Below are 22,987 nucleotides of genomic sequence, written 5' to 3' on the forward strand. Positions count from 1 at the left end.
TAAAAAAATGAAGAATTTTTCACCGCACTATTTTTTCGCCCTTAATCGCGTTAATACAACTGCTGATATTCGTCTTTACTAATGGCTGTGTCATAACCGCCGATAAAATTGCCTTGGTGCTTACGAATCCCTGTATATTCAAGGCTTGCGTCTTCGTAACGTTTAAAGCTAAATACCGCTTCGTTCATTTGTGATTGGTTAAACACGTTGAGATTGACGAGCAATTGAAAATCTTTTTGCGTTAAACCTGTTACCGTGAAAAATAGCTCTGGCTCTAGCACCTCAATCACTTCTCGTAAGGAATGTTCTCGGAAATCAGTAAGATACATAAACACAGGAACACGGGTGGCAAATTTAATTAATTTTTCCTGAATTTGTTTGCGTAAGGATTTCCGCTCTTTTTCTGCCGAATCAATTTCTTTTTTCTCCGTTGCGGTTAGCTCTCGCCCCTCTTTTTCTGCTTCTGTTTTGGTTTTTTTCACCGTTTCGGTGCGATTAATAATGGTGGTAATATCCTGATTTAGCGAACGAAATCCCTCTATCTTCGCCAATGCCGCCATCGCTTCTTGACTATTTCTTAAACGATCTAAGGTGAGATTATCCACATTCACCAGCATTGCGCTTTCCCAACGGCGCGCCAGTAAGGTGGCGGTGATACCACTTAAGGCATAATCCAAAATATCCCCTGCGTCAAAGCGTTTCATTGCACCGCCATCATAGGAAATCACCGGTAGAAAATGGATAAATTCTGCCACTTGTTTTTCTGGATTGTCTTCTTTTGGATTGAGTTTGGTGCTGTAATCGCTCACTTGAGTTAAGGCACGATTTAACGCAAAATCAAAGACATAACAATATTCTTTGATAACCACTTCCTGCTGATTATCATCACGCATTACCCACGGCGTCTGTACACGAAAAGCGGCTTGGAAATAGGTTTCGGGGCTTTTTAGATTACATAACATAAAAATGCCCGACCATTCAGGAATAGAAATGCCCGTTAATAATTTTCCACAACTTAGGGTGATACTTTTACTTTTCAATGGGTTAGAGCCAATGGCTTGGCGTACAGGGGGTAAGACTCTCTCGCCAATGCCTGCTTGCGCCCCTGCCGCCACGACTACGTTATAATCGTGATAAAACTGATTTTGTGGCATTGCTAATAAATTCCGCATAGCAAAACAGCTTGTTACTGTTGGCAAAAACCAGACCGTATGTAATAAATTCGCCAGCAAATTCACATCACTATAAGGCATTGGTGGGGGATCTAAACGTAAATTAAGCTGATGTTCTCCGCCATAACGCAACCAATTGAGCCATTTTTGCACCGCATCTTGGTGTTTAAATTGGGCTTGCTCGCCCTCACCGGTGGTAGCAAAAAACTCATTTAAATCAAATTCATTACGCTCGCCTTTTTCTGCCACCACGCGCAAATCTTCCGCCATTTGGTAAGTCATCATCACCATTTTCGGCAAGGCGCGATAAGGATTATCAGGCTTATTTCCCCACTGCATTTTGGCTTGCTGTTCATCGCTGTATGTCCAGCTAAACACTTGTTCTTCAATAAACTCGCCATTATTTAATGCACGAAATGGCGTGCCAGAAAGATAAAGATAATGGTATGTTGTCAGCCCTAAGAAATCTTCATCAAATTCAATTTGATCGCTCAATTCGGTGTTAAGCTCACCATCATCAAACTGTTCTTTGGTTTTGTTTCGCCACGCACCATAATGATATTCATCAAATACCACACAATCCCAGTTAATATCATAAAGCCAACGGTTGCGTGCTTTCACTTTGCCTTTTGCGGTGCGTCCGTGAAGATCTTGCAATGAAAGAAAACAAATCAACGGTTTATGCAAGGCTTCGCTTTTTTGCTTAATGCTTTCCCACTCGTCCATATTTTCTTTGGCTAAAAATTGCCAATTGATAAAATCCTTATGTTGCTGTAAATCTTCTTGCCACGCGGTTTTTACCGCTGGTTTAAAGGTGAGAATAAGCACACGACGCCAATTCATTTGCTTGACTAATTGATAGGTCGCGAAGGTTTTACCGAAACGCATTTTGGCGTTCCATAAAAATTTAGGTTCTTTATTGGCATTTCTCGGATCGGCAGTAAAGGCGTTGAAATATGCGACGGCACGTTGCACCGCGGTTTGCTGTTCTGGACGCATTGCGAAATCTAAAGTGCGGTGCATTTCGGGGGCAATTCTATTGCGTACAGCGACAATCGCGGTTTTAACTTGTTCCACGTTACAATGAAACCATTCCCCTTCTGCGCGCACGATGCGCATTTTGGCTAATGCTTGATGCACATCGTGATCGGTAAAATAAGAGCCGTCCTCACGAATTGCCAATTCTTCAAGCTGAAGCTGATAACTCTGATTGGGTGTTTTTACCGGATATTGTTCTGCAATCCGTTCGGCAACGTTGCGTGTTGTATAACCCACTTTGAGCATATTAGGAAAACGCACATCGCTGTACGCATAAATTTTCGGTTGTTGTAGGGGTAAGAGTAAATTATTCGACATCATTTCTTTCCATTGGGCGTATCATTGCCTCAATAAAGGCAATTTCATCGGGGGTTAAGCCATATTTTGCGTACAGTTTTTCGTCATTCCACGATTGTGAGAAATCTTGCATTGGAATAAATTCATATACTTTTTTTGTGGCATCTTGCGTATTCTTTTTGATTGTTAGCATAAAATGGAAAAATTTAGTTTGAATATAAGAAATAACATTTCTGGCTGTTCTCTCATCATCAAAAGGTCCAAACACTAAATAGGTTTCTGAACAACAAGAATTAGGTTCAGCTAAAATCGGTTTAACTAAATCTTCTCGACCATCACCTGAACCAATGGCTTTAGGTACAAATAATTTATAGCGATCAATCCAATCGCGATTTACGCTCACTTCACCACGACTAATATAATTTATCGCTTTATTGGCGTAATATTTCACCGTATTATCTTTGTTTTTTGCGTAGCCTTTAAACTTTGTATCAAATCCAAAAGGCTTACGTGAACTTATCCATTCATTAAAGCTCACCTCATTAAACCCTTTTACCTTATGATAAATTTCCACTGCCTCGTTACTGCGAATAAAAATATCCAGATTTTCTTCTTGTAAATAACGCTGAGCGTGAGACACCAAATTATTTCCCTCATAAGTGAATATCTCTGCCTTACCCGTTGAGTCTTTTTGCCATAAGAAATAACACACGCCCCCTTTAATCTCCACGCCAGTAAAACAATCTTGTGAATTAGGGAAATCGTGTAACTGGCGAATTTGGCGGTCTTGCAACATTTCCGCACGAAATTCATCAAGCCCTTTTCCCCCCGCATACCAACGCGCGGGGATAATCATCACTAAATATTCCGGTTGCAACGCTTTCGCTTGTGCCACAAATTTTTGATAAATAGGTCTGGCACTGGCTTGTGCGCCACCATCGCTTAACTGATAAGGCGGATTGCCGATAATGACATCAAATTTCATCTTGTTATATTGCTCAAAAAAAGGACTATAAGAATGGATAAAATGGTAGGCGTGGCTTTCTAATTTCTCATCACGCGCAAACACCTCTTGACTTGCGCCACACTCAATACAGCGACCATTCTCCCATTGATGGGATAAAGTGCGGTAAAAAATATTGCCGTTTTCATCATCAAAGGCTGTACATACGGAATATTCACCGTTGGCTTCACGGCTACAATACAAACTACGACGGCTTAATTGTGCGGTAAGCGTGGTAATGCCTATGCCGAAAAGTTGCTTGGTAAAAATATGGTTTAAGCGTTCTTGCAAATTCGGGAAATGTGGCGCAAGCCCTTTAATTAATCGCTTGGCGATTTCACGCAAAAACACCCCTGATTTGCTACAAGGATCGAGAAATCGCTTTGTGGGATCGCAAAAAAAGTGCGGTGGAATGAGATCTAGCATTTTGTTGGCTAACTGTGGTGACGTAAACACTTCATCACTTGATAAATTAGCAATACAAGAAAGTACATCAGGGTTGTAATTATTAATTGTCATTCCATTACTCACTTTGTTCATATTCGTTGGCATATTGCTGTTTTAATTGTAAGAAATCACAAAGACTTGATTGAAAAACGGTGCGGTAAGGGTGCGGTAACAGGCTGTTCCCATTGGGTTGATAGGCTCTATCCACTAATCCCCAATAAATAAAAGGCACACGTTTGATTTTGCGTTCAGTCACAAAACTCCATTGATAAAAAATAATCGCTTTTTTTGACCGCTCTTTCTCTTCTTCGGTAACTAAGCCATCAAGAGGTATTGAATGTCGTGGCGTTTCCACTTCCATTGAAAGGGCGTTGCCCCACACAATATTAAAATGTAGCAGGCATTCAATGGCGTCTAAGCAGGCTGTTTTTTGGCTGTCAGGAAAAAGCCGTGCATATTCCGCTGTGGCAAAATCAAACAGCCGTTTGCGACAGGCTTTCACGTTATCTTCCAGCAATTCAATGCCGTAAATGCTACTTACCGCAAGGATTAAATCTCGTTCGTAGGAAAGCTGGCTGGGTGATTTGACGTACTTTTTACGCTTATGTTTATCTTGGTAATTTTCAGCTGCCACCGCCAACTTACGGCGTAAAATTTCGATCAGAAAATTGCCCGTTCCGCACGCAGGTTCTAAAAAAGTGGCAGAAAGTGATTGCGTTTGCATTGCCACTAAATCCAGCATTGCATTGACTTCTTTTTCTCTTGTATAAACTTCACCGTGATCGGCAACTCGCTTTTTTGAAACTATTTGTTTTTCTTTAATCATTATTAATAGATTTAAAAAATAGGATTTTTCTTATTTATTTTTGTAATTATTTTTGATCAATTTGTAACTTTTATCAATTCATAGTTACGATTTTTTATGTGGGAGTGATAGCTTTCGCAATTATGAAGAAAAATGAAAAAACGCAACAAGATCGGCGAGAAAAGCAACGTTTTGCTGATAATTTAAAAAAAGGATTGCTTGCTAAGGGTTACTCAGCACGGGGCAATGTTCTTGAACGTGAATTTAATTTGCGTTATTACGGCACATCTATTACACCACACACCGCAGGAAAATGGTTGCGAGGTGAGAGCATTCCTCGCCTTGATAAATTAAAAACCTTAGCCAATTGGTTGCAAGTTGATCTGACTGATTTGGTTTCATCAGAAAAGCTGGAAAAATTGGAAGCTGGTGAACTTCGACGTTCCGATATTTTACAACAACACCGTTGGGAAAACCTTGCCACACAACAAGATAAAACCCTGTTCAATCATTTCCTTGATCTCCCTGAGCCACAACGCAATGTGGTACGCGAGGTGATTATTGCTTTGCATAAACAGCATTGTGAGTAATGCGTTTTTTCCTTTCATTTATTTGTGATAGAAATGTCGCTTTTTTATCATTTTTTATCGTGGTTTTGTGATTTATAAGGTATGCTAGGCACTTTCCTTTATGAGCTGAACATTTTGATAAAAGATCGATAAAATGAGCAACAAAATGAAATTGAATTATCATAAAACCCATTTTCTTACCAGCGCCCCGAACATTCGCGTGTTACCCGAAGATAAGGGGATGGAAATCGCCTTTGCAGGGCGTTCTAATGCTGGCAAATCTACCGCACTGAATGCCTTAACAAATCAAAAAAACCTTGCTCGCACCTCCAAAACACCCGGGCGAACACAATTAATTAATGTGTTTGAAGTCGAGCCTTTATGCAAATTGGTTGATTTACCCGGCTACGGTTATGCCGCTGTACCAGAGCAAATGAAAATTCAGTGGCAAAAAGCCTTAGGTGAATATTTGCAAAAACGTGAATGTTTAGGCGGTGTTGTGATTTTGATGGATATTCGCCACCCGCTAAAAGACTTAGACCAGCAAATGATCGAATGGGCTGTCTCTGCGGATCTGCCCGTGCTGTTGTTGCTCACCAAAGCCGATAAGCTGAGCCAAAGTGCGGTGAGTAAACAAGTCAAAATGGTGCGTGAAGCCATTCTTCCTTTTCAAGGTGATGTGCAAGTAGAAGCCTTCTCTGCCTTGAAAAAACAAGGCATTGATAAACTCGCTGGAAAATTAGATAGCTGGTTTAGTGCGCTGATTGAAGAAAGTGAAAATGCATAAAAATAAAGTGCGGTGAGATTTCCGCACTTTTTTCATCAGTGACCATTGAGTAAAAATACGCCTATCTGAAAATGTTTTCTCACCGCCTCAATCGTTCCTTCTATTTGCAATCAATAAGAAAAGCCAATATTCAAAAAATCGCCTAGCACGTTGTTTTGTAACTCACGACAGGGAAGAGGTGGGGTTACCTACGATGAACAATCATTGCTCATAAACAGCGTTTAATCTCATCTTATTCTTCTATTTTCTCGATCTTGATCGCAAAAAAGTGCGGTGAGCATTTTCTTTCTTTTTCGCTTTTTCTATATTCATTGTTCAAATTAAGTAAAATGAAGGATGATGAATGTCATTAGCGATTGTTTATAGCCGTGCGTCAATGGGCGTGCAAGCACCGCTAGTTACGATTGAAGTACATTTAAGCAATGGAAAGCCGGGATTTACCCTTGTGGGCTTACCTGAAAAAACCGTGAAAGAAGCCCAAGATCGGGTACGCAGTGCGTTGCTCAATGCCAATTTTAAATATCCCGCTAAACGTATTACAGTAAATCTTGCACCAGCGGATTTACCCAAAGACGGGGGACGCTTTGATTTGCCTATTGCCATTGGCATTTTAGCGGCCTCGGAACAAGTTAATCCTGAACGCTTAAAACAATTTGAATTGTTAGGCGAGCTTGCTTTAACTGGTGAATTGCGAGGCGTTCACGGTATTATTCCGGCTATTTTGGCGGCGAAAAAAGTACGTCGTTGCCCAATTATTGCCCAACAAAATGCGAATGAAGCCTCGTTGGTGGCGGATCAAAAAAGTTATTTCGCCCCGCATTTATTAGACGTGGTGCAATTTATTAATGAACAAGAAACCTTGCCCCTTGCCAGCGATTTAACCACGCAAAGTGCGGTGGATTTTTCCTTTAAAAATCAAGCGGATTTAACTGATATTATTGGTCAGCAGCACGCTAAACGCGCATTAACTATTGCAGCAGCGGGACAACATAACCTCTTGTTACTTGGCCCGCCTGGAACAGGGAAGACGATGCTTGCCAGTCGTTTAACGGGATTATTGCCTGAAATGACCGAACAAGAAGCGATTGAAACCGCCTCTGTGGCTAGCCTTGTGCAAAATGAATTGAATTTTAAAAATTGGAAACAGCGTCCTTTTCGCGCCCCTCACCATAGTGCCTCTTTGCCCGCGTTAGTTGGTGGAGGGACGATACCAAGACCCGGCGAAATTTCCCTTGCGCATAATGGTGTGCTGTTTTTAGATGAATTGCCAGAGTTTGATCGCAAGGTGTTAGATGCGTTGCGTCAGCCGCTAGAAAGTGGCGAAATTATTATTTCTCGAGCCAATGCAAAAATCTGTTTTCCCGCCAAATTTCAACTAATTGCGGCAATGAATCCTAGCCCGACAGGGCATTATACTGGTGTGCATAATCGCACCTCACCACAGCAAGTAATGCGCTATTTAAACCGTCTTTCAGGGCCATTTTTAGATCGTTTTGATTTATCTATTGAAGTGCCACTTTTACCTAAAGGGGCATTGCAGCACATTGAAAATAAAGGCGAAAGCAGCGAACAAGTGCGGTCGAAAATTATTAATGTGCGGGAAATTCAATTTGCCCGTGCGGGTAAAATTAATGCTCATTTGAGCAGTAAAGAGATTGAACGAGATTGTAAAATTAGCCCTGAAGACGGTATTTTCCTTGAAAATACACTCACGCAATTAGGGCTGTCTGTGCGTGCTTATCATCGTATTTTAAAAGTGGCACGCACCATTGCAGATCTGAATAATGAAAGGCAAATACAACGCCCTCATTTGGCAGAAGCACTTTCCTATCGGGCGATGGATCGGTTATTGCAGAAACTTTCAAAGAATTTAGTTTAAGCTAAAATTTTATAACATTTTTGACCGCACTTTATCCTTGATAAGAATAAGCAAACGAGAAAATTATTTTCTATCATCAATGTTCTTCAATAAATAATTTCCTTGTTCATCGCATAAACTGCGGAAACCTACGTTGGTAATGTTGAGATTAACATCGCGATTAATGGAGGAGTAATCAACGTTTTCGTGGTGATGACCGTGGAAAATATGCGTAACGCCCATTTTTTTCGCTAATTTGTTAAACACAGAAAAGCCAAGTGGGTGGGGTTTTGGCGCTTCGTGAGAAACAAGAATATCCGCTTGCAGATTTTCTAATTGTTCAAAATCTGAAGGGAAAAGGGAGGTGCGGTGCCGTAACGGCAAGCCTCCTCGCCAAATTTTCTCTTGTGGACAATATTGGCAATAATGAATGGGATCAAAGAAAACTGGCTTATTTGGTGGCATCCAAATTTGCCCACGGAATACACCACCTAATCCTGCAATGCGTTTACCTTGAATGGTTTGCACACGCCCGTGTAGGTTTCGCTTTTTCCATTCTGTTCCCCAGAGTGCTTCAAAGGCGGCAACGGTTTTGCTGTCGTGATTACCGTGAATAAACCAAAGATCGCAATGTTGTGCTAATTTATCCAATTCTTCTGTGCTGGTGAGTTGTAAATCCCCAAGTATGACAAGGGCGATCCCCTCTTGTTCTTGCACAAAAGGGTAAAGATGGTCATATCTTCCGTGTGGGTCGCCTGCAAATAAGATCATAGGGGCTGTTATTCCTCAAAAATCGATTTATCGTTGTTAAGTTCGGGTAGCTCTTCTTCGTTGAGAATTTTTTCTACAATGGATTTCACCTTATTATAACGCTCTAAGTAGCTCGGTGATTCGATTTCAATATAAGGCACATTATATTTATCCAATAATTTTTTCAATAATTGTTGGAAACGTTGGCGCTGTTTGTAGCTACCAAGACTGCGTAAGCCGTCATCCACCCATTTGGTATTGTTATTCAATAAAATGGTAATATCAAAAGGGTATTCTTTAATCATTGAATCTAAAAATGGGTGAGCTTTGCCTTCATATTGAATGCAAAATGCCTGCGTGGTAATAAAATCCGTATCCACAATCGCCACTTTATGGGCGTGGCGTACGGCATAGTCAATATAACGTTGATGTCCTAGCGCCATTTGTGGGTAGTCGGAATATTGCATCGCTTGCTCATCGCCGCCCAGTTTTTCAAACACAAATTCACGCCCATATTCCCAAGCGGAAGTTGTATTAAAAACAGTCGCTAATTTATTCACTAAAACGGTTTTTCCGCTGCTTTCTCCACCTAAAATGGCAATGGTTTTGGCAAAGAATGGACGCACTTCTTTTGGGATAAATTTCCAATAATGGAACGGTGTATTACGAATTTTGGTGGCAGAAACGTTAAAAAACTGACGTTGTGGATCAACCAACTCCACCTGTAAATTCAAATATTTTTCGTAAGGGGCTTTGTCTTGCGGTTCGCTACTAAAAACCACACTCGGATTTACCTGCTTTTCTTCAAAAAGCTGTTTAACACGCTCTGCCCACGCAGACCAACCATTTGGATAACTCGGTAAACCGTCTTCGACTAAATGATGAATAAAAATTTGGTTTTTCTGATATTTAAAAATTTGTTGCATCCAACGTAGGCGATCTTGCACTGTTGGCATTCGCTTCATTTTACTGTCGTAAAAGAGTTTCAGATCGCGCTCAGTATCGCTACACACCACAACGTGGACTTCATCAACTTTACTGAATGCTTCATAAATCATATTGATGTGTCCCGTATGCACAGGGTAAAACTTACCAAAGATTACCCCCACTTTTTTATCTTGCAAATCAGTGATTTGTAACACTTTATGCAAGGCAGATAATTTGGTTGCACTTGGGTTTTTGATTTTGCCACTAACGAGCTGATTAAAATAAGCGCGAGTAATGTGAGCTTGCTCACAAACCTCATTGACTTTTAAGTTTAATTGCTTGCGTTTTTGTTGTAGATAGGCGAATGCGGACATCACGAAATTCCTTATATTGCCAAATTTATTTAGAAAAAAGACCGCACTTTTCACTTAATAAAACCAAGTGCGGTGAGATTTTAGCGAGTTTTTTGTGCTTGATTTTGTTCTTCCAATAGGGCATCAATGCGTTTTTCTAACTCATTAAGTTTTTCACGTGTACGCATTAATACTTGGGTTTGTACATCAAACTCTTCACGGGTAACAACATCTAATTTTGCTAATTGTGCCTGCAAAACTTGCTTAAATTTTGCCTCTGCATCTTTGCCAAGCTCTTTCACTCCTTGCGGTAGGGAATTTTGTACTTGTTGTATAATTTGCTCTATTTTTTGTGGATTTAGCATAAAGACCTCACATTATTGCACTAATGTGGCATATTGTATGCAATATCTGCGTAAAGAAAAACATTTTTTCTCTATTTAGATTGCGTTATACTATGCCCTCATTCTCAGGGCAGGGCGAAATTCCCTACCGGTGGTAAGTGCATCACGCATAAGCCCACGAGCGTTTACTTGCAAAAGTAAAGTCAGCAGATTTGGTGAAAATCCAAAGCCGACAGTCAAAGTCTGGATGAAAGAGAATCAAATGGGTTTTATCTTTGGATAAAATCTATTTTTGTTATTTTGTTTTTTATCATAACGAAAAACTTCCCTCATCAGCCCTGATTCAAGTATCAATTTATTATTAAAAGGTTTTTTTACTATGAATCAGTCTATTTTATCTGCTTTTGGGACACCGCAAGAACGTGTTGAAAAAGCCATTGAAGCGTTCAAACAAGGCAATGGCGTACTTGTTTTAGATGATGAAGATCGTGAAAACGAAGGCGATTTAATTTTCCCCGCACAAACCATTGATGCAGCACAAATGGCAAAACTTATTCGCTACGGCAGTGGGATTGTTTGCTTGTGTTTAAGCGATGAGATTTGCCAACAACTTGATTTACCCCCAATGGTGCAAAACAACACCAGTGTCAATAAAACCGCATTTACCGTAACAATTGAAGCGGCAGAAGGGGTATCAACTGGGGTTTCCGCCGCAGATCGAGTAACGACCATTAAAGCGGCTGTTGCTGATAATGCGAAACCACAAGATTTACACCGACCGGGACATATTTTTCCATTAAGAGCGACGGAAGGGGGCGTGCTAAAACGTCGGGGTCATACCGAAGCTTCTGTTGATCTTGCCGTGCTTGCAGGCTATAAACCCGCCGCAGTAATTTGTGAGATCACCAATGATGACGGTACAATGGCGCGTACAGCTGAAATTATCAAATTTGCCGAAGCATTTGGTTATCCCGTGATGACAATTGAAGATTTAGTGCAATATCGTTTAGAAGCGAATAAAAAATAGTGAAAATAGCAGGGTTTATTCCTGCTATTTTTTTATCTACGCGTTTAAAGCGTCTATGGCGATGTAGTTATGTAATATAAATTAACAAATCAAAACAACGAAATAGCCTACACAATCTCTTCTGGCATAATAAATTATTTGCTAATAAAAGACCTTTATTAAAAAGCAAAAGGTATATGGCAAATTTTAAGGCTTTTTCTCACTTATTGTATTAGTTATAACGCTATTGTGAATGCAAGAAATCAATATATGAAGGATTAGATGCGTAAGCGATATAATTGAAATAACATAGCATTGGCTCAGCTTTTCCTACTCTTTACGCTATCTGCCAGAAGCTGGCTTACCCTATTCCAAACTTAAATGGTGATATCTTATTGCTATTTGACTTCAAGTAAATGCAATCGGTGGTCTCCCCATATATCACTTATACCCTTCTATTATTACCACTTTATCTTTATCTGCATTTAAACAACAATTATCACCAATGCAAATTATTCTGACACAAAGAGGTATTCGAGTAATAAAAACTTTATCCAAAAGAGAGGTATGCTGGGCATTTTGAAAATTATTCCAATGGCAGATACTATTGTGTTATAGATATAATTTTCAATTGATACCTGAAATAATAATAAATAAAAAAGCCTGCATATAGCAGGCTTTTTAACATCAAAATTCGATTATTCAGCTGATGAAGTTTCTTCAGCAACTGCTGGACGATCGACTAACTCAATGTATGCCATTGGTGCATTATCACCAGCGCGGAAACCACATTTTAAGATACGAGTATAACCACCCGCACGTTGTGCAAAACGTGGACCTAATTCATTGAATAATTTAGCAACAGTTTCAATGTTGCGAGTACGAGCAAAAGCTAAACGACGGTTTGCAACACTGTCTTCTTTTGCTAATGTAATTAACGGCTCAACTACACGACGTAATTCTTTTGCTTTTGGCAATGTTGTCTTAATGATTTCATGACTAACTAATGCACTTGCTAAATTACGGAACAGCGCTTTGCGATGGCTGCTATTACGGTTTAGTTGACGACCACTCTTACGATGGCGCATGATCTTATCCTTCTCAGAAAAATCTTAACCTAATGACCACTAATCTTCAGCGATACTTGCTGGTGGCCAATTTTCAAGGCGCATACCAAGTGATAAGCCACGAGAAGCCAGCACATCCTTAATTTCAGTAAGTGATTTCTTACCAAGATTAGGCGTTTTTAATAACTCAACTTCTGTACGTTGTACTAAATCACCGATATAGTGAATTGTTTCTGCTTTCAAACAGTTAGCAGAACGAACTGTCAGCTCTAAGTCATCAACAGGACGTAGAAGAATCGGATCAAATTCCGGTTTTTCTTCCTTGACTTCAGGCTGACGAACATCTCGCAAATCAACGAATGCATCAAGTTGCTCTGCTAAAATTGTTGCTGCACGGCGAATTGCTTCTTCTGGATCAATAGTGCCATTTGTTTCTAGCTCAATCACTAACTTATCTAAGTCAGTACGTTGTTCTACACGCGTTGCTTCAACATTGTAAGCAATACGTTGAACGGGACTATAACAAGCATCTACTAATAAACGACCGATAGGACGTTCTTCATCTTGAGAATGAACTCGAGCAGAAGCAGGAACATATCCTCTACCACGTTGTACACGAATACGCATATTAATTGATGCATTTTCATCAGTAAGATGGCAAATGACATGTTCAGGATTCACAATTTCGACATCACCATCATGGGTAATATCTGCTGCAACAACAGGGCCAATTCCAGATTTGCTTAGTGTCAGAAATACATTATCTTTATTCTGTACTTTAACCGCTAGGCCTTTTAAGTTTAGAAGTACTTCAAGAATATCTTCTTGAACCCCTTCTTTGCTACTATACTCATGCAACACCCCATCAATCTCTACTTCAGTCACAGCACAACCTGGCATTGAAGATAGAAGAATTCGGCGCAATGCATTACCTAGAGTATGGCCGAAACCACGCTCTAACGGTTCTAAGATCACTTTAGCATGAGTAGAGCTAATTTGCTCAATATCAACTAAATGTGGTTTTAAAAATTCTGTAACAGAACCCTGCATTTTATCCTCTCTTTGCTACGAAGCTTTAACTATTATTTAGAGTAAAGCTCTACGATCAGATGTTCGTTAATGTCTGCTGATAAATCAGAACGTTCAGGAACACGTTTGAACACACCTTCCATTTTAGCAGCATCAATTTCTAACCAAGTTGGTTTTTCTTTTTGCTCTGCTAATTCTAATGATGCTTTAATACGAGCTTGTTTCTTAGATTTTTCACGAATAGCTACAACATCATTTACTGAAACTTGGAAAGATGGAATGTTAACCACACGACCATTAACAACAACTGCTTTATGGCTCACTAATTGGCGAGCTTCTGCGCGAGTTGCAGCAAAGCCCATGCGATAAACAACGTTATCCAATCGACCTTCTAATAATACTAGTAAATTTTCACCAGTATTACCTTTTAGACGGTTTGCCTCTTTATAGTAGTTACGGAATTGACGTTCTAAAATACCATAGATACGACGAACTTTTTGTTTCTCACGTAACTGACTACCATAGTCTGACAAACGAGGTTTACGAGCACCATGTTGACCGGGTGCTGTATCAATTTTACATTTTGAATCAATCGCGCGTACTCCTGACTTAAGGAATAAGTCAGTACCTTCACGACGGCTTAGCTTGAGTTTTGGACCCAAATATCTTGCCATTTTCTTTCTCCAACTATCCTAATACGTCTTATACACGACGTTTTTTCGGTGGACGACAACCGTTATGTGGGATCGGGGTAACATCAGTAATATTCGTAATACGGAAACCCGCTGCATTTAATGCACGGATTGTCGACTCACGACCTGGCCCCGGCCCTTTTACCATAACTTCCAAGTTCTTTAAGCCAAATTCTTTGACCATTTCTGCACAACGCTCAGCAGCTACCTGAGCAGCGAACGGAGTGGATTTACGAGAACCACGGAAACCTGAACCACCAGCAGTAGCCCATGCTAGAGCATTACCTTGACGGTCAGTAATCGTAACGATTGTATTATTGAAAGATGCGTGAATATGAGCAACGCCATCTACTACTTGTTTTTTTACACGTTTACGTGCACGAACTGGTGTTTTTGCCATTTAATTTACCCCGACTTATTTCTTGATCGGCTTACGTGGACCCTTACGGGTACGCGCATTAGTTTTAGTACGTTGACCACGCACCGGTAAGCTACGACGATGACGTAAACCACGATAACAACCTAAATCTAATAGGCGTTTAATGTTAAGTGTTACTTCACGACGTAAGTCACCTTCAACGGTAAATTTACCAACTTCGTCACGCAGTTTATCAATCTGCTCTTCAGACAATTCTCTGATCTTAACGTCTTCAGCAATTCCTGTTGCAGCACAAATAGCTTTTGCTCTAGTTTTGCCGATACCGTAAATTGATGTTAATGCAATTACAGTATGTTTTTGATCAGGAATGTTAATGCCTGCAATACGGGCCACTATGCACTCCTATTATTTTAACTAATTTGACATACTGATCTTGAAAAGCCCGTTTTCAGGATACTCAAACAGTATGCCAAGGACATAAATGAGCTGAGCATTATATATGCCCAGCTGGTTCTTTGCAAGAAAAATATCAATTAACCTTGACGTTGTTTATGTTTAGGGTCGCTACATAATACACGAACAACACCTTCACGTTTAACAATTTTACAGTTACGACATAATTTCTTTACGGAAGCACGAACTTTCATTGCTTATCCCTTTTACTATATGAGCATTACTGCCCAAAACCTTTAAGGTTTGCTTTTTTCAACGCAGATTCATATTTTGTTGACATTAAATGACTTTGAACCTGAACGATGAAATCCATAATTACCACTACAACAATCAGCAAAGATGTACCACCGAAATTGAACTGAACATTCCACGCTGACGTCATAATATAAGGAACTAAACACACGAATGTAATATATAGACCGCCAATCAAAGTTAAACGGGTCATAATTTTATCAATGTAACGTGATGTCTGTTCACCTGGTCTAATTCCCGGAATAAATGCACCAGATTTCTTCAAATTTTCTGCTGTATCACGCGGGTTATATTGCATCGCTGTATAGAAGAAACTAAAGAAGATAATAGCTACTGCATAAACGATCAAATATAAAGGCTGACCTGGATGCAATAACATCGATAAGTCAGTTAACCAATCTAAACTTGCTCCTTGCCCAAACCAAGATGTAATGGTAGCAGGAAACAAGATGATACTCGAAGCAAAGATAGCAGGAATTACGCCCGCCATATTCACTTTAAGTGGTAAATGAGTGGTGTGACCGCCAAGGATTTGACGACCTTGTTGACGTTTTGCATATTCAACTTTAATTCTACGTTGTCCTCTTTCAACGAAAACAACAAAATAGGTTACTGCAAAAACAATAACTGCGATGAGCAACAGAACTAACAAGTGCATTTGCCCTTGACGCGCTTGCTCAATTGTTGCGCCAATTGCTGATGGTAAACCAGCAACAATACCTGCAAAAATAATTAAAGAAATACCATTACCAATGCCGCGTTCGGTAATTTGCTCACCTAACCACATTAAAAACATTGTTCCTGTAACTAAACTAATTACAGCAGTAAAGTAAAAACTAAATCCCAAATTAGGTACTAATCCTGGCAACATATTAGGCAATCCAGTAGAAATACCGATTGCCTGGATCATTGCAAGAACTAATGTCGAATAACGTGTATATTTACTAATTTTTCGACGACCAGCCTCACCTTCTTTCTTTAATTCTGCTAAAGCAGGATGAACCGTTGTCAGTAGTTGGATAATAATAGATGCAGAAATATACGGCATAATACCCAATGCAAATACTGACGCTCGGCTCAAAGCACCACCAGAGAACATATTAAACATATCAATAATGGTGCCTTTTTGCTGCTCAAGTAATTGAGCTAAAACAGCAGCATCAATACCAGGAACCGGAATGAAAGAACCAATACGGAAAACAATAAGTGCACCGAGCACAAATAATAATCGACTTTTCAGTTCACTTGTACCGCTTTGAGTACTTCTATTTTGATAACCTGGTTGCTTAGCCATTTATTAATTATTCCTCAACTGAACCGCCAGCCGCTTCAATTGCTGCTTTAGCGCCTTTAGTTACGCGTAAACCACGAACAGTTACTGCGCATTTCACTTCGCCAGAAAGAATAACTTTTGCAAATTGAATATCTTTAGTTAATACATTAGCCGCTTTTAACGTTTCTAATGTTACAACATTTCCTTCAACTTTTGCTAAATCATTCAAACGAACTTCCGCAGTTACCGCTGATTTCATTGAGGTAAAACCAAATTTTGGTAAACGACGATATAAAGGCATTTGTCCACCTTCGAAACCGCGACGAACACCACCGCCAGTACGAGATTTTTGACCTTTATGACCACGTCCACCTGTTTTACCTAAGCCTGAACCGATACCACGACCTAAGCGTTTTGCACTATGTTTAGCACCTTCAGCCGGAGATAGAGTATTTAAACGCATTCTCTTATTCCTCCACTTTAACCATATATGAAACTTGGTTAATCATCCCACGTACAGCAGGAGTATCAATTAGTTCAACAGTATGGTGCATACGGCGAAGACCTAGTCCACGCAAGGTAGCTTTATGCTTCGGTAAACGAGCGATAGAACTACGAACTTGAGTTACTTTAATAGTTTTAGCCATTGTCCATTACCCCAAAATTTCATCAACGGTTTTGCCACGCTTAGCAGCAACCATTTCTGGTGATTTCATATTTGCTAGTGCATCAATTGTTGCACGAACAACGTTAATTGGGTTAGTTGAACCGTATGCTTTAGAAAGAACGTTACGAACACCAGCAACTTCTAGTACTGCACGCATTGCACCGCCTGCAATAATACCAGTACCCTCACTGGCAGGTTGCATAAATACGCGAGAACCTGTGTGAGTACCTTTAATTGGGTGTTGTAAAGTGCCTTCATTTAAAGCCACAGTAATCATATTGCGACGAGCTTTCTCCATCGCTTTTTGGATCGCTGCCGGAACTTCGCGCGCTTTACCATAACCAAAACCAATACGACCATTACCATCGCCAACTACTGTTAATGCAGTAAAGCTCATGATACGACCACCTTTAACTGTTTTTGATACACGGTTTACCGCGATTAGCTTCTCTTGCAGTTCACCAGCTTGTTTCTCGATGTTTGCCATCTCAAATTACCTCTATTAGAACTGTAGACCAGCTTCACGGGCAGCGTCCGCTAAAGACTGGACACGACCATGATATTTAAAACCGGAACGATCAAATGCAACATCTTTGACACCTTTTGCCAAAGCTCTTTCAGCAATGATTTTGCCCACTACTGCGGCTGCATCTTTATTACCGGTATATTTAACTTGCTCACTAATTGCTTTTTCGACTGTAGAAGCAGCGGCAAGCACTTCTGAACCGTTTGGTGCAATCACTTGTGCATAAATATGACGAGGAGTACGGTGAACAACTAAACGAGTTGCACCTTGTTCACGCATCATATGACGGGCACGAGCTGCACGACGGATACGAGCTGATTTCTTATCCATAGTGTTACCTTAATTATTTCTTCTTAGCCTCTTTTGTACGTACAACTTCGTCAGCATAACGTACACCTTTACCTTTGTAAGGCTCAGGACGGCGATAAGCACGAATATCTGCTGCAACTTGACCAATCAATTGTTTGTCAGCACTTTTCAGAACGATTTCTGTTTGTGATGGACATTCAGCAGTCACACCTGCAGGTAATGTATGCTCAACAGGGTGTGAGAAACCCAAACTTAATGCAACTACGTTACCTTTCATTTGTGCTCTATAACCAACACCCACCAATTGTAACTTCTTAGTGAAGCCTTCAGTAACACCGATAACCATTGCATTAACTAATGCACGCGCTGTACCCGCTTGTGCGTCTGCACCAACTACCCCTGCACGAGGAGCAAAAGTTAATTCATTATTATCTTGTTTAACTTCAACTGAGTTATGAATAGTGCGAGATAACTCGCCATTTTTACCTTTAACTGTTAGTAGCTGTCCGTCAAGTTTAACCTCAACGCCGGCAGGAATACTAACAGGTGCTTTTGCAACACGAGACATTTTCTTCCTACCTCTCTATTAAGCTACATAACAAATAACTTCACCGCCTAAACCCGCTTGACGAGCTGCGCGATCAGTCATTACACCTTTAGATGTAGAAATTACTGCTACACCCAATCCGCCCATAACTTTCGGTAATTCGTCTTTACGTTTATAAATACGAAGACCAGGACGGCTTACGCGCTGAATGCTTTCTACAACAGGCTTCCCTTGGAAATATTTTAAAGTAATTTCCAATTCAGGCTTAGTGCCTTCTAAAACTTTAACGTTTTCAATATAACCTTCCGCAGCTAATACATTGGCAATTGCCACTTTTAGCTTGGATGAAGGCATATTGATCACAATTTTATTCGCAGCTTGACCATTACGAATACGGGTCAACATATCTGCGATTGGATCTTGCATACTCATTGTGCTTTTACTCCGATTCCAAAATAAAGTAGTAAATTACCAACTAGCTTTTTTAAGGCCAGGAATTTCACCACGCATTGCTGCTTCACGAACCTTAATACGGCTCAAACCAAACTTACGTAAGAAACCGTGTGGACGACCAGTTTGGTTGCAACGGTTACGTTGACGGCTAGGGCTTGAATCACGTGGTAAAGACTGTAACTTTAACACTGCTGCCCAACGATCTTCATCTGATGCATTGACATCAGAGATGATTTTTTTCAATTCCATACGTTTTGTATAGAATTTCTCAGCGAGTTTTACGCGTTTGACATCGCGTGCTTTCATTGATTGTTTAGCCATTTGTAACCTGCCTTATTTACGGAATGGGAAATTAAAGGCAGCCAATAGTGCTTGACCTTCTTCATCGCTATTAGCAGTAGTAGTAATAGTGATATCTAAACCACGAACACGATCTACTTTATCATAGTCGATTTCAGGGAAGATAATTTGCTCACGTACACCCATACTGTAGTTACCACGACCATCAAATGATTTCGCACTTAAACCGCGGAAGTCACGAATACGTGGAACAGCGATTGTAATTAAACGTTCAAAGAACTCCCACATACGTTCGCCACGTAGTGTTACTTTACAACCGATTGGATATCCCTGACGGATTTTAAAGCCAGCAACAGATTTGCGTGCTTTAGTAATTAAAGGTTTTTGACCACTAATCGCTGCTAAATCCGCAACTGCGTTATCTAGCAATTTCTTATCGGTCAATGCTTCACCCACCCCCATATTCAGGGTAATCTTTTCGATTCGTGGGACTTGCATGACAGACGAGTAGTTGAATTTCTCTTTCAATTCATTAACTACTTGATCTCTGTAGTAATCATGCAGTTTCGCCATCGCATTACTCCAGTTTTTAATTAAATAATTTCATTGTTAGATTTAAAGAAGCGGACTTTTTTACCATCTTCAAATCTAAAACCTACACGGTCAGCTTTGTTTGTTTTTGGGTTAAAAATCGCAACATTCGATACATCAATTGCTGCTTCCTTTTTCACTAAGCCACCTTCTTTTCCTAATGCAGGAACTGGTTTCTCGTGTTTAGTGATAATGTTGATACCCTCAACAATAACTTTACCGTTTGGTAACACTTTAGTTACCTTACCACGTTTGCCTTTACTTTTACCAGCAAGGACAATTACTTCATCATTTTGACGAATTTTTGCAGCCATTTCTTACTCCTTATAGTACTTCTGGCGCCAAAGAAATGATCTTCATAAACTTCTCAGAACGAAGTTCACGAGTCACGGGTCCAAAAATACGAGTACCGATTGGTTGCTCTGTGTTATTGTTTAAAATTACACAAGCATTACCATCGAAGCGAATGACTGATCCATCTGGGCGACGAACACCCTTCTTGGTGCGCACAACAACTGCTTTTAATACATCACCTTTTTTAACTTTACCGCGTGGAATTGCTTCTTTCACAGTAATTTTGATGATATCACCAATAGCAGCGTAACGACGGTGCGATCCACCTAGAACCTTGATACACATTACACTGCGAGCGCCTGAGTTATCAGCAACGTCCAGCATAGTCTGTTCTTGGATCATCTTAGTACTCCGCTAAAATTAATAACACCCTCTCGGGACGAACCTATCCTTACAGGATAGAGGATGAATTCTACTATAAAAAATGCTATGAATGCAATATAAAACTGATCTCTAAACACTATTTTCCTTAGAAAAAATCATATAACTCCCCAAATCAAAGTGCGCTGTAATTTTGACAGATTTTTCTTGCATCTTTTTTCTCTTACTTATGTCTTTATACCCCAAACATATCAGACATAATTAATAGCTATTAAATATACTTATATATAATATCTTTTATCTTTGGATTATGACTTAATCTAACCTATTCATTCTCAGTGATGCTTATCTGCTTTTATTCCCTAAAAAACAAAAAACGCCACTGAGTTCCCTCAATGGCGTTCTTCTTTCATTCAAAACCTGGCGGTGCCCTACTCTCGCATGGGAAACTCCCACACTACCATCGGCGTTACAGCGTTTCACTTCTAAGTTCGGCATGGATTTAGGTGGGTCCACTGCACTAACGCCGCCAAGATAATTCTTTCGCTTATCTAAAGCTTATCTCTCTTATCTACAGACTTCAAAGCATTCCGCTCTAAAATCCCTACTCTCTCAATCAAAAACAAGCCAAAACCCTTGAGTGTTGTATAGTTAAGCCTCTCGGGCAATTAGTACTGGTTAGCTCAACGACTCACATCGCTTACACACCCAGCCTATCTACGTCTTAGTCTCAAACAACCCTTACCAACTTAAAGTCGGGGAGAACTCATCTTAAGGCAAGTTTCGTGCTTAGATGCTTTCAGCACTTATCTCTTCCGCATTTAGCTACCCAGCAGTGCCTCTGGCGAGACAACTGGTACACCAGTGATGCGTCCACTCCGGTCCTCTCGTACTAGGAGCAGCCCCTCTCAATTCTCCAACGCCCACGGCAGATAGGGACCGAACTGTCTCACGACGTTCTAAACCCAGCTCGCGTACCACTTTAAATGGCGAACAGCCATACCCTTGGGACCTACTTCAGCCCCAGGATGTGATGAGCCGACATCGAGGTGCCAAACACCGCCGTCGATATGAACTCTTGGGCGGTATCAGCCTGTTATCCCCGGAGTACCTTTTATCCGTTGAGCGATGGCCCTTCCATTCAGAACCACCGGATCACTATGACCTGCTTTCGCACCTGCTCGACTTGTCTGTCTCGCAGTTAAGCTTGCTTATACCATTGCACTAACCTGACGATGTCCGACCGTCATTAGCAAACCTTCGTGCTCCTCCGTTACGCTTTGGGAGGAGACCGCCCCAGTCAAACTACCCACCAGACACTGTCCGAACACCCGTTTCAGGCGCTTCGTTAGAACATCAAACGTTAAAGGGTGGTATTTCAACAACGACTCCACGATAACTGGCGTTACCGCTTCATAGTCTCCCACCTATCCTACACATCAAAATTCAAGGTTCAGTGTCAAGCTATAGTAAAGGTTCACGGGGTCTTTCCGTCTAGCCGCGGGTACACCGCATCTTCACGGCGATTTCAATTTCACTGAGTCTCGGGTGGAGACAGCCTGGCCATCATTATGCCATTCGTGCAGGTCGGAACTTACCCGACAAGGAATTTCGCTACCTTAGGACCGTTATAGTTACGGCCGCCGTTTACTGGGGCTTCGATCAGGAGCTTCTCTTTCGATTACACCATCAATTAACCTTCCAGCACCGGGCAGGCATCACACCCTATACGTCCACTTTCGTGTTTGCAGAGTGCTGTGTTTTTAATAAACAGTTGCAGCCAGCTGGTATCTTCGACTGGTTCATGCTCCATTCGCAAAGAACTTCACACTACGCCAGCGCACCTTCTCCCGAAGTTACGGTGCTATTTTGCCTAGTTCCTTCACCCGAGTTCTCTCAAGCGCCTGAGTATTCTCTACCTGACCACCTGTGTCGGTTTTCAGTACGGTTTAGTAAAGCCTGAAGCTTAGTGGCTTTTCCTGGAAGTGTGGTATCAGTTACTTCAGCTCCTTAGAGCCTCGTCATCATCTCTCTGTGTTGACAGTAGACCGGATTTGCCTAGTCTACCCACCTACCAACTTAAACGTACATCTCCAACAGTACGCTAACCTAACCTTCTCCGTCCCCACATCGCAGCTTTACCAAGTACGGGAATATTAACCCGTTTCCCATCGACTACGCTTTTCAGCCTCGCCTTAGGGGCCGACTCACCCTGCCCCGATTAACGTTGGACAGGAACCCTTGGTCTTCCGGCGAACGGGTTTTTCACCCGTTTTATCGTTACTTATGTCAGCATTCGCACTTGTGATACGTCCAGCAAACCTCTCGATTCACCTTCTTCCGCTTACACAACGCTCCCCTACCCAACAATCTTTCGATTGATGCCGCAGCTTCGGTACTATATTTTAGCCCCGTTAC

At 40.8% G+C, this 22,987-nt stretch carries 27 protein-coding genes, 2 rRNA genes and 1 riboswitch (1 of these 30 running past the window's edge); of the genes, 4 read left to right on the forward strand and 25 right to left on the reverse strand.

Going from position 1 to position 22,987, the window contains the following annotated elements; all coding sequences use genetic code 11:
* Nucleotides 1-50: 50 nt before the first annotated feature.
* The 3 genes from L5B90_RS10875 to L5B90_RS10885 are packed head-to-tail and all read right to left on the reverse strand — an operon-like array spanning nt 51 to nt 4,783.
* Nucleotides 51-2,531 (reverse strand): GIY-YIG nuclease family protein, encoded by a 2,481-nt coding sequence (locus L5B90_RS10875; protein WP_326938242.1) that lies wholly within the window; start codon nt 2,529-2,531, stop codon nt 51-53.
* On the reverse strand, nt 2,518-4,029 hold the full coding sequence (locus L5B90_RS10880; protein ID WP_265762944.1) for an Eco57I restriction-modification methylase domain-containing protein: 1,512 nt from the start codon (nt 4,027-4,029) through the stop codon (nt 2,518-2,520). The genes L5B90_RS10875 and L5B90_RS10880 overlap by 14 nt, the downstream gene beginning before the upstream one ends.
* Before the next feature lie 4 nt (nt 4,030-4,033).
* Nucleotides 4,034-4,783 carry a hypothetical protein gene (locus L5B90_RS10885; RefSeq protein ID WP_265762945.1) on the reverse strand — a complete coding sequence of 250 codons (750 nt, stop codon included), beginning with the start codon at nt 4,781-4,783 and terminating at the stop codon, nt 4,034-4,036.
* A 122-nt stretch (nt 4,784-4,905) separates the two neighbouring features.
* Here L5B90_RS10885 and L5B90_RS10890 point away from each other — a divergent pair, with 122 nt between their 5' ends.
* The 3 genes from L5B90_RS10890 (at nt 4,906) to L5B90_RS10900 (ending at nt 7,997) form a co-directional block, all read left to right on the forward strand.
* On the forward strand, nt 4,906-5,352 hold the full coding sequence (locus L5B90_RS10890; RefSeq protein WP_265762946.1) for a hypothetical protein: 447 nt from the start codon (nt 4,906-4,908) through the stop codon (nt 5,350-5,352).
* Nucleotides 5,353-5,485: 133 nt separating this feature from the next.
* Complete coding sequence (gene yihA / locus L5B90_RS10895; RefSeq protein WP_250363743.1) at nt 5,486-6,118, forward strand: ribosome biogenesis GTP-binding protein YihA/YsxC; 633 nt, start codon at nt 5,486-5,488, stop codon at nt 6,116-6,118.
* Between the two features lie 343 nt (nt 6,119-6,461).
* Nucleotides 6,462-7,997, forward strand: coding sequence for a YifB family Mg chelatase-like AAA ATPase (locus L5B90_RS10900; protein ID WP_250363744.1), 1,536 nt, complete (start codon nt 6,462-6,464; stop codon nt 7,995-7,997).
* 63 nt (nt 7,998-8,060) lie between these two features.
* Here L5B90_RS10900 and L5B90_RS10905 read toward each other — a convergent pair whose 3' ends face one another.
* From L5B90_RS10905 to ubiK, 3 genes are all read right to left on the reverse strand, one after another.
* Nucleotides 8,061-8,747, reverse strand: coding sequence for a metallophosphoesterase family protein (locus L5B90_RS10905; RefSeq protein ID WP_250363745.1), 687 nt, complete (start codon nt 8,745-8,747; stop codon nt 8,061-8,063).
* 8 nt (nt 8,748-8,755) lie between these two features.
* On the reverse strand, nt 8,756-10,027 hold the full coding sequence (nadR, locus tag L5B90_RS10910; protein ID WP_250363746.1) for a multifunctional transcriptional regulator/nicotinamide-nucleotide adenylyltransferase/ribosylnicotinamide kinase NadR: 1,272 nt from the start codon (nt 10,025-10,027) through the stop codon (nt 8,756-8,758).
* Nucleotides 10,028-10,107: 80 nt separating this feature from the next.
* Complete coding sequence (gene ubiK / locus L5B90_RS10915) at nt 10,108-10,371, reverse strand: ubiquinone biosynthesis accessory factor UbiK (protein ID WP_250363747.1); 264 nt, start codon at nt 10,369-10,371, stop codon at nt 10,108-10,110.
* Nucleotides 10,372-10,467: 96 nt separating this feature from the next.
* Nucleotides 10,468-10,613, forward strand: a riboswitch (FMN riboswitch).
* A 116-nt stretch (nt 10,614-10,729) separates the two neighbouring features.
* On the opposite strand from ubiK, the gene ribB reads away from it, so the two are divergent.
* Complete coding sequence (gene ribB, locus L5B90_RS10920; RefSeq protein ID WP_265762947.1) at nt 10,730-11,377, forward strand: 3,4-dihydroxy-2-butanone-4-phosphate synthase; 648 nt, start codon at nt 10,730-10,732, stop codon at nt 11,375-11,377.
* A 677-nt stretch (nt 11,378-12,054) separates the two neighbouring features.
* On the opposite strand, the gene rplQ is transcribed toward ribB, so the two are convergent.
* The 19 genes from rplQ to L5B90_RS11015 all read right to left on the reverse strand — a co-directional run.
* On the reverse strand, nt 12,055-12,444 hold the full coding sequence (gene rplQ, locus L5B90_RS10925; RefSeq protein ID WP_250363749.1) for a 50S ribosomal protein L17: 390 nt from the start codon (nt 12,442-12,444) through the stop codon (nt 12,055-12,057).
* 39 nt (nt 12,445-12,483) lie between these two features.
* A complete protein-coding gene (locus L5B90_RS10930; RefSeq protein ID WP_126371196.1) occupies nt 12,484-13,473 on the reverse strand; it encodes a DNA-directed RNA polymerase subunit alpha in 990 nt (329 codons plus the stop codon).
* Between the two features lie 32 nt (nt 13,474-13,505).
* Nucleotides 13,506-14,126, reverse strand: a complete 621-nt coding sequence (rpsD, locus tag L5B90_RS10935) for a 30S ribosomal protein S4 (protein ID WP_250351134.1) — start codon at nt 14,124-14,126, stop codon at nt 13,506-13,508.
* Nucleotides 14,127-14,154: 28 nt separating this feature from the next.
* On the reverse strand, nt 14,155-14,544 hold the full coding sequence (rpsK, locus tag L5B90_RS10940) for a 30S ribosomal protein S11 (RefSeq protein WP_012072238.1): 390 nt from the start codon (nt 14,542-14,544) through the stop codon (nt 14,155-14,157).
* 15 nt (nt 14,545-14,559) lie between these two features.
* Nucleotides 14,560-14,916 carry a 30S ribosomal protein S13 gene (gene rpsM, locus L5B90_RS10945; RefSeq protein WP_017805524.1) on the reverse strand — a complete coding sequence of 119 codons (357 nt, stop codon included), beginning with the start codon at nt 14,914-14,916 and terminating at the stop codon, nt 14,560-14,562.
* A gap of 140 nt (nt 14,917-15,056) precedes the next feature.
* Nucleotides 15,057-15,170 (reverse strand): 50S ribosomal protein L36, encoded by a 114-nt coding sequence (gene rpmJ / locus L5B90_RS10950; RefSeq protein ID WP_005548767.1) that lies wholly within the window; start codon nt 15,168-15,170, stop codon nt 15,057-15,059.
* A 26-nt stretch (nt 15,171-15,196) separates the two neighbouring features.
* The gene (secY, locus tag L5B90_RS10955) at nt 15,197-16,522 is read right to left on the reverse strand and encodes a preprotein translocase subunit SecY (RefSeq protein WP_250363751.1); all 1,326 of its coding nucleotides are present in this window, start codon (nt 16,520-16,522) and stop codon (nt 15,197-15,199) included.
* A gap of 7 nt (nt 16,523-16,529) precedes the next feature.
* The gene (gene rplO / locus L5B90_RS10960; RefSeq protein ID WP_250351136.1) at nt 16,530-16,964 is read right to left on the reverse strand and encodes a 50S ribosomal protein L15; all 435 of its coding nucleotides are present in this window, start codon (nt 16,962-16,964) and stop codon (nt 16,530-16,532) included.
* A gap of 4 nt (nt 16,965-16,968) precedes the next feature.
* The gene (gene rpmD, locus L5B90_RS10965) at nt 16,969-17,148 is read right to left on the reverse strand and encodes a 50S ribosomal protein L30 (protein ID WP_103854522.1); all 180 of its coding nucleotides are present in this window, start codon (nt 17,146-17,148) and stop codon (nt 16,969-16,971) included.
* Nucleotides 17,149-17,154: 6 nt separating this feature from the next.
* Nucleotides 17,155-17,655, reverse strand: coding sequence for a 30S ribosomal protein S5 (gene rpsE / locus L5B90_RS10970; RefSeq protein WP_103854523.1), 501 nt, complete (start codon nt 17,653-17,655; stop codon nt 17,155-17,157).
* A 15-nt stretch (nt 17,656-17,670) separates the two neighbouring features.
* Nucleotides 17,671-18,024 (reverse strand): 50S ribosomal protein L18, encoded by a 354-nt coding sequence (gene rplR, locus L5B90_RS10975; RefSeq protein ID WP_046098797.1) that lies wholly within the window; start codon nt 18,022-18,024, stop codon nt 17,671-17,673.
* A gap of 13 nt (nt 18,025-18,037) precedes the next feature.
* A complete protein-coding gene (rplF, locus tag L5B90_RS10980; protein WP_046098796.1) occupies nt 18,038-18,571 on the reverse strand; it encodes a 50S ribosomal protein L6 in 534 nt (177 codons plus the stop codon).
* 18 nt (nt 18,572-18,589) lie between these two features.
* Nucleotides 18,590-18,982, reverse strand: a complete 393-nt coding sequence (gene rpsH, locus L5B90_RS10985) for a 30S ribosomal protein S8 (RefSeq protein ID WP_250351137.1) — start codon at nt 18,980-18,982, stop codon at nt 18,590-18,592.
* A gap of 36 nt (nt 18,983-19,018) precedes the next feature.
* Nucleotides 19,019-19,324 carry a 30S ribosomal protein S14 gene (rpsN, locus tag L5B90_RS10990; RefSeq protein WP_250351138.1) on the reverse strand — a complete coding sequence of 102 codons (306 nt, stop codon included), beginning with the start codon at nt 19,322-19,324 and terminating at the stop codon, nt 19,019-19,021.
* Nucleotides 19,325-19,336: 12 nt separating this feature from the next.
* A complete protein-coding gene (gene rplE, locus L5B90_RS10995; RefSeq protein WP_115248902.1) occupies nt 19,337-19,876 on the reverse strand; it encodes a 50S ribosomal protein L5 in 540 nt (179 codons plus the stop codon).
* Between the two features lie 20 nt (nt 19,877-19,896).
* On the reverse strand, nt 19,897-20,208 hold the full coding sequence (gene rplX / locus L5B90_RS11000) for a 50S ribosomal protein L24 (RefSeq protein ID WP_250351139.1): 312 nt from the start codon (nt 20,206-20,208) through the stop codon (nt 19,897-19,899).
* 10 nt (nt 20,209-20,218) lie between these two features.
* Nucleotides 20,219-20,590 (reverse strand): 50S ribosomal protein L14, encoded by a 372-nt coding sequence (rplN, locus tag L5B90_RS11005; protein ID WP_005548786.1) that lies wholly within the window; start codon nt 20,588-20,590, stop codon nt 20,219-20,221.
* A gap of 397 nt (nt 20,591-20,987) precedes the next feature.
* Nucleotides 20,988-21,103: ribosomal RNA gene (rrf, locus tag L5B90_RS11010) — 5S ribosomal RNA — on the reverse strand.
* Nucleotides 21,104-21,216: 113 nt separating this feature from the next.
* A 23S ribosomal RNA gene (locus L5B90_RS11015) occupies nt 21,217-22,987 on the reverse strand; it runs 1,128 nt beyond the window's last position.

Source organism: Avibacterium sp. 20-129 (assembly GCF_026226845.1).
In the GTDB taxonomy this organism is placed as follows: Bacteria; Pseudomonadota; Gammaproteobacteria; order Enterobacterales; family Pasteurellaceae; genus Avibacterium.

Coding starts and splice junctions, on each gene's coding strand:
- L5B90_RS10875 (WP_326938242.1), bottom strand. CDS start 2,531: ATGATGTCGAATAATTTACTCTTACCCCTACAACAACCGAAAATTTAT.
- L5B90_RS10880 (WP_265762944.1), bottom strand. CDS start 4,029: ATGACAATTAATAATTACAACCCTGATGTACTTTCTTGTATTGCTAAT.
- L5B90_RS10885 (WP_265762945.1), bottom strand. CDS start 4,783: ATGATTAAAGAAAAACAAATAGTTTCAAAAAAGCGAGTTGCCGATCAC.
- L5B90_RS10890 (WP_265762946.1), top strand. CDS start 4,906: ATGAAGAAAAATGAAAAAACGCAACAAGATCGGCGAGAAAAGCAACGT.
- yihA (WP_250363743.1), top strand. CDS start 5,486: ATGAGCAACAAAATGAAATTGAATTATCATAAAACCCATTTTCTTACC.
- L5B90_RS10900 (WP_250363744.1), top strand. CDS start 6,462: ATGTCATTAGCGATTGTTTATAGCCGTGCGTCAATGGGCGTGCAAGCA.
- L5B90_RS10905 (WP_250363745.1), bottom strand. CDS start 8,747: ATGATCTTATTTGCAGGCGACCCACACGGAAGATATGACCATCTTTAC.
- nadR (WP_250363746.1), bottom strand. CDS start 10,027: ATGTCCGCATTCGCCTATCTACAACAAAAACGCAAGCAATTAAACTTA.
- ubiK (WP_250363747.1), bottom strand. CDS start 10,371: ATGCTAAATCCACAAAAAATAGAGCAAATTATACAACAAGTACAAAAT.
- ribB (WP_265762947.1), top strand. CDS start 10,730: ATGAATCAGTCTATTTTATCTGCTTTTGGGACACCGCAAGAACGTGTT.
- rplQ (WP_250363749.1), bottom strand. CDS start 12,444: ATGCGCCATCGTAAGAGTGGTCGTCAACTAAACCGTAATAGCAGCCAT.
- L5B90_RS10930 (WP_126371196.1), bottom strand. CDS start 13,473: ATGCAGGGTTCTGTTACAGAATTTTTAAAACCACATTTAGTTGATATT.
- rpsD (WP_250351134.1), bottom strand. CDS start 14,126: ATGGCAAGATATTTGGGTCCAAAACTCAAGCTAAGCCGTCGTGAAGGT.
- rpsK (WP_012072238.1), bottom strand. CDS start 14,544: ATGGCAAAAACACCAGTTCGTGCACGTAAACGTGTAAAAAAACAAGTA.
- rpmJ (WP_005548767.1), bottom strand. CDS start 15,170: ATGAAAGTTCGTGCTTCCGTAAAGAAATTATGTCGTAACTGTAAAATT.
- secY (WP_250363751.1), bottom strand. CDS start 16,522: ATGGCTAAGCAACCAGGTTATCAAAATAGAAGTACTCAAAGCGGTACA.
- rplO (WP_250351136.1), bottom strand. CDS start 16,964: ATGCGTTTAAATACTCTATCTCCGGCTGAAGGTGCTAAACATAGTGCA.
- rpmD (WP_103854522.1), bottom strand. CDS start 17,148: ATGGCTAAAACTATTAAAGTAACTCAAGTTCGTAGTTCTATCGCTCGT.
- rpsE (WP_103854523.1), bottom strand. CDS start 17,655: ATGGCAAACATCGAGAAACAAGCTGGTGAACTGCAAGAGAAGCTAATC.
- rplR (WP_046098797.1), bottom strand. CDS start 18,024: ATGGATAAGAAATCAGCTCGTATCCGTCGTGCAGCTCGTGCCCGTCAT.
- rplF (WP_046098796.1), bottom strand. CDS start 18,571: ATGTCTCGTGTTGCAAAAGCACCTGTTAGTATTCCTGCCGGCGTTGAG.
- rpsH (WP_250351137.1), bottom strand. CDS start 18,982: ATGAGTATGCAAGATCCAATCGCAGATATGTTGACCCGTATTCGTAAT.
- rpsN (WP_250351138.1), bottom strand. CDS start 19,324: ATGGCTAAACAATCAATGAAAGCACGCGATGTCAAACGCGTAAAACTC.
- rplE (WP_115248902.1), bottom strand. CDS start 19,876: ATGGCGAAACTGCATGATTACTACAGAGATCAAGTAGTTAATGAATTG.
- rplX (WP_250351139.1), bottom strand. CDS start 20,208: ATGGCTGCAAAAATTCGTCAAAATGATGAAGTAATTGTCCTTGCTGGT.
- rplN (WP_005548786.1), bottom strand. CDS start 20,590: ATGATCCAAGAACAGACTATGCTGGACGTTGCTGATAACTCAGGCGCT.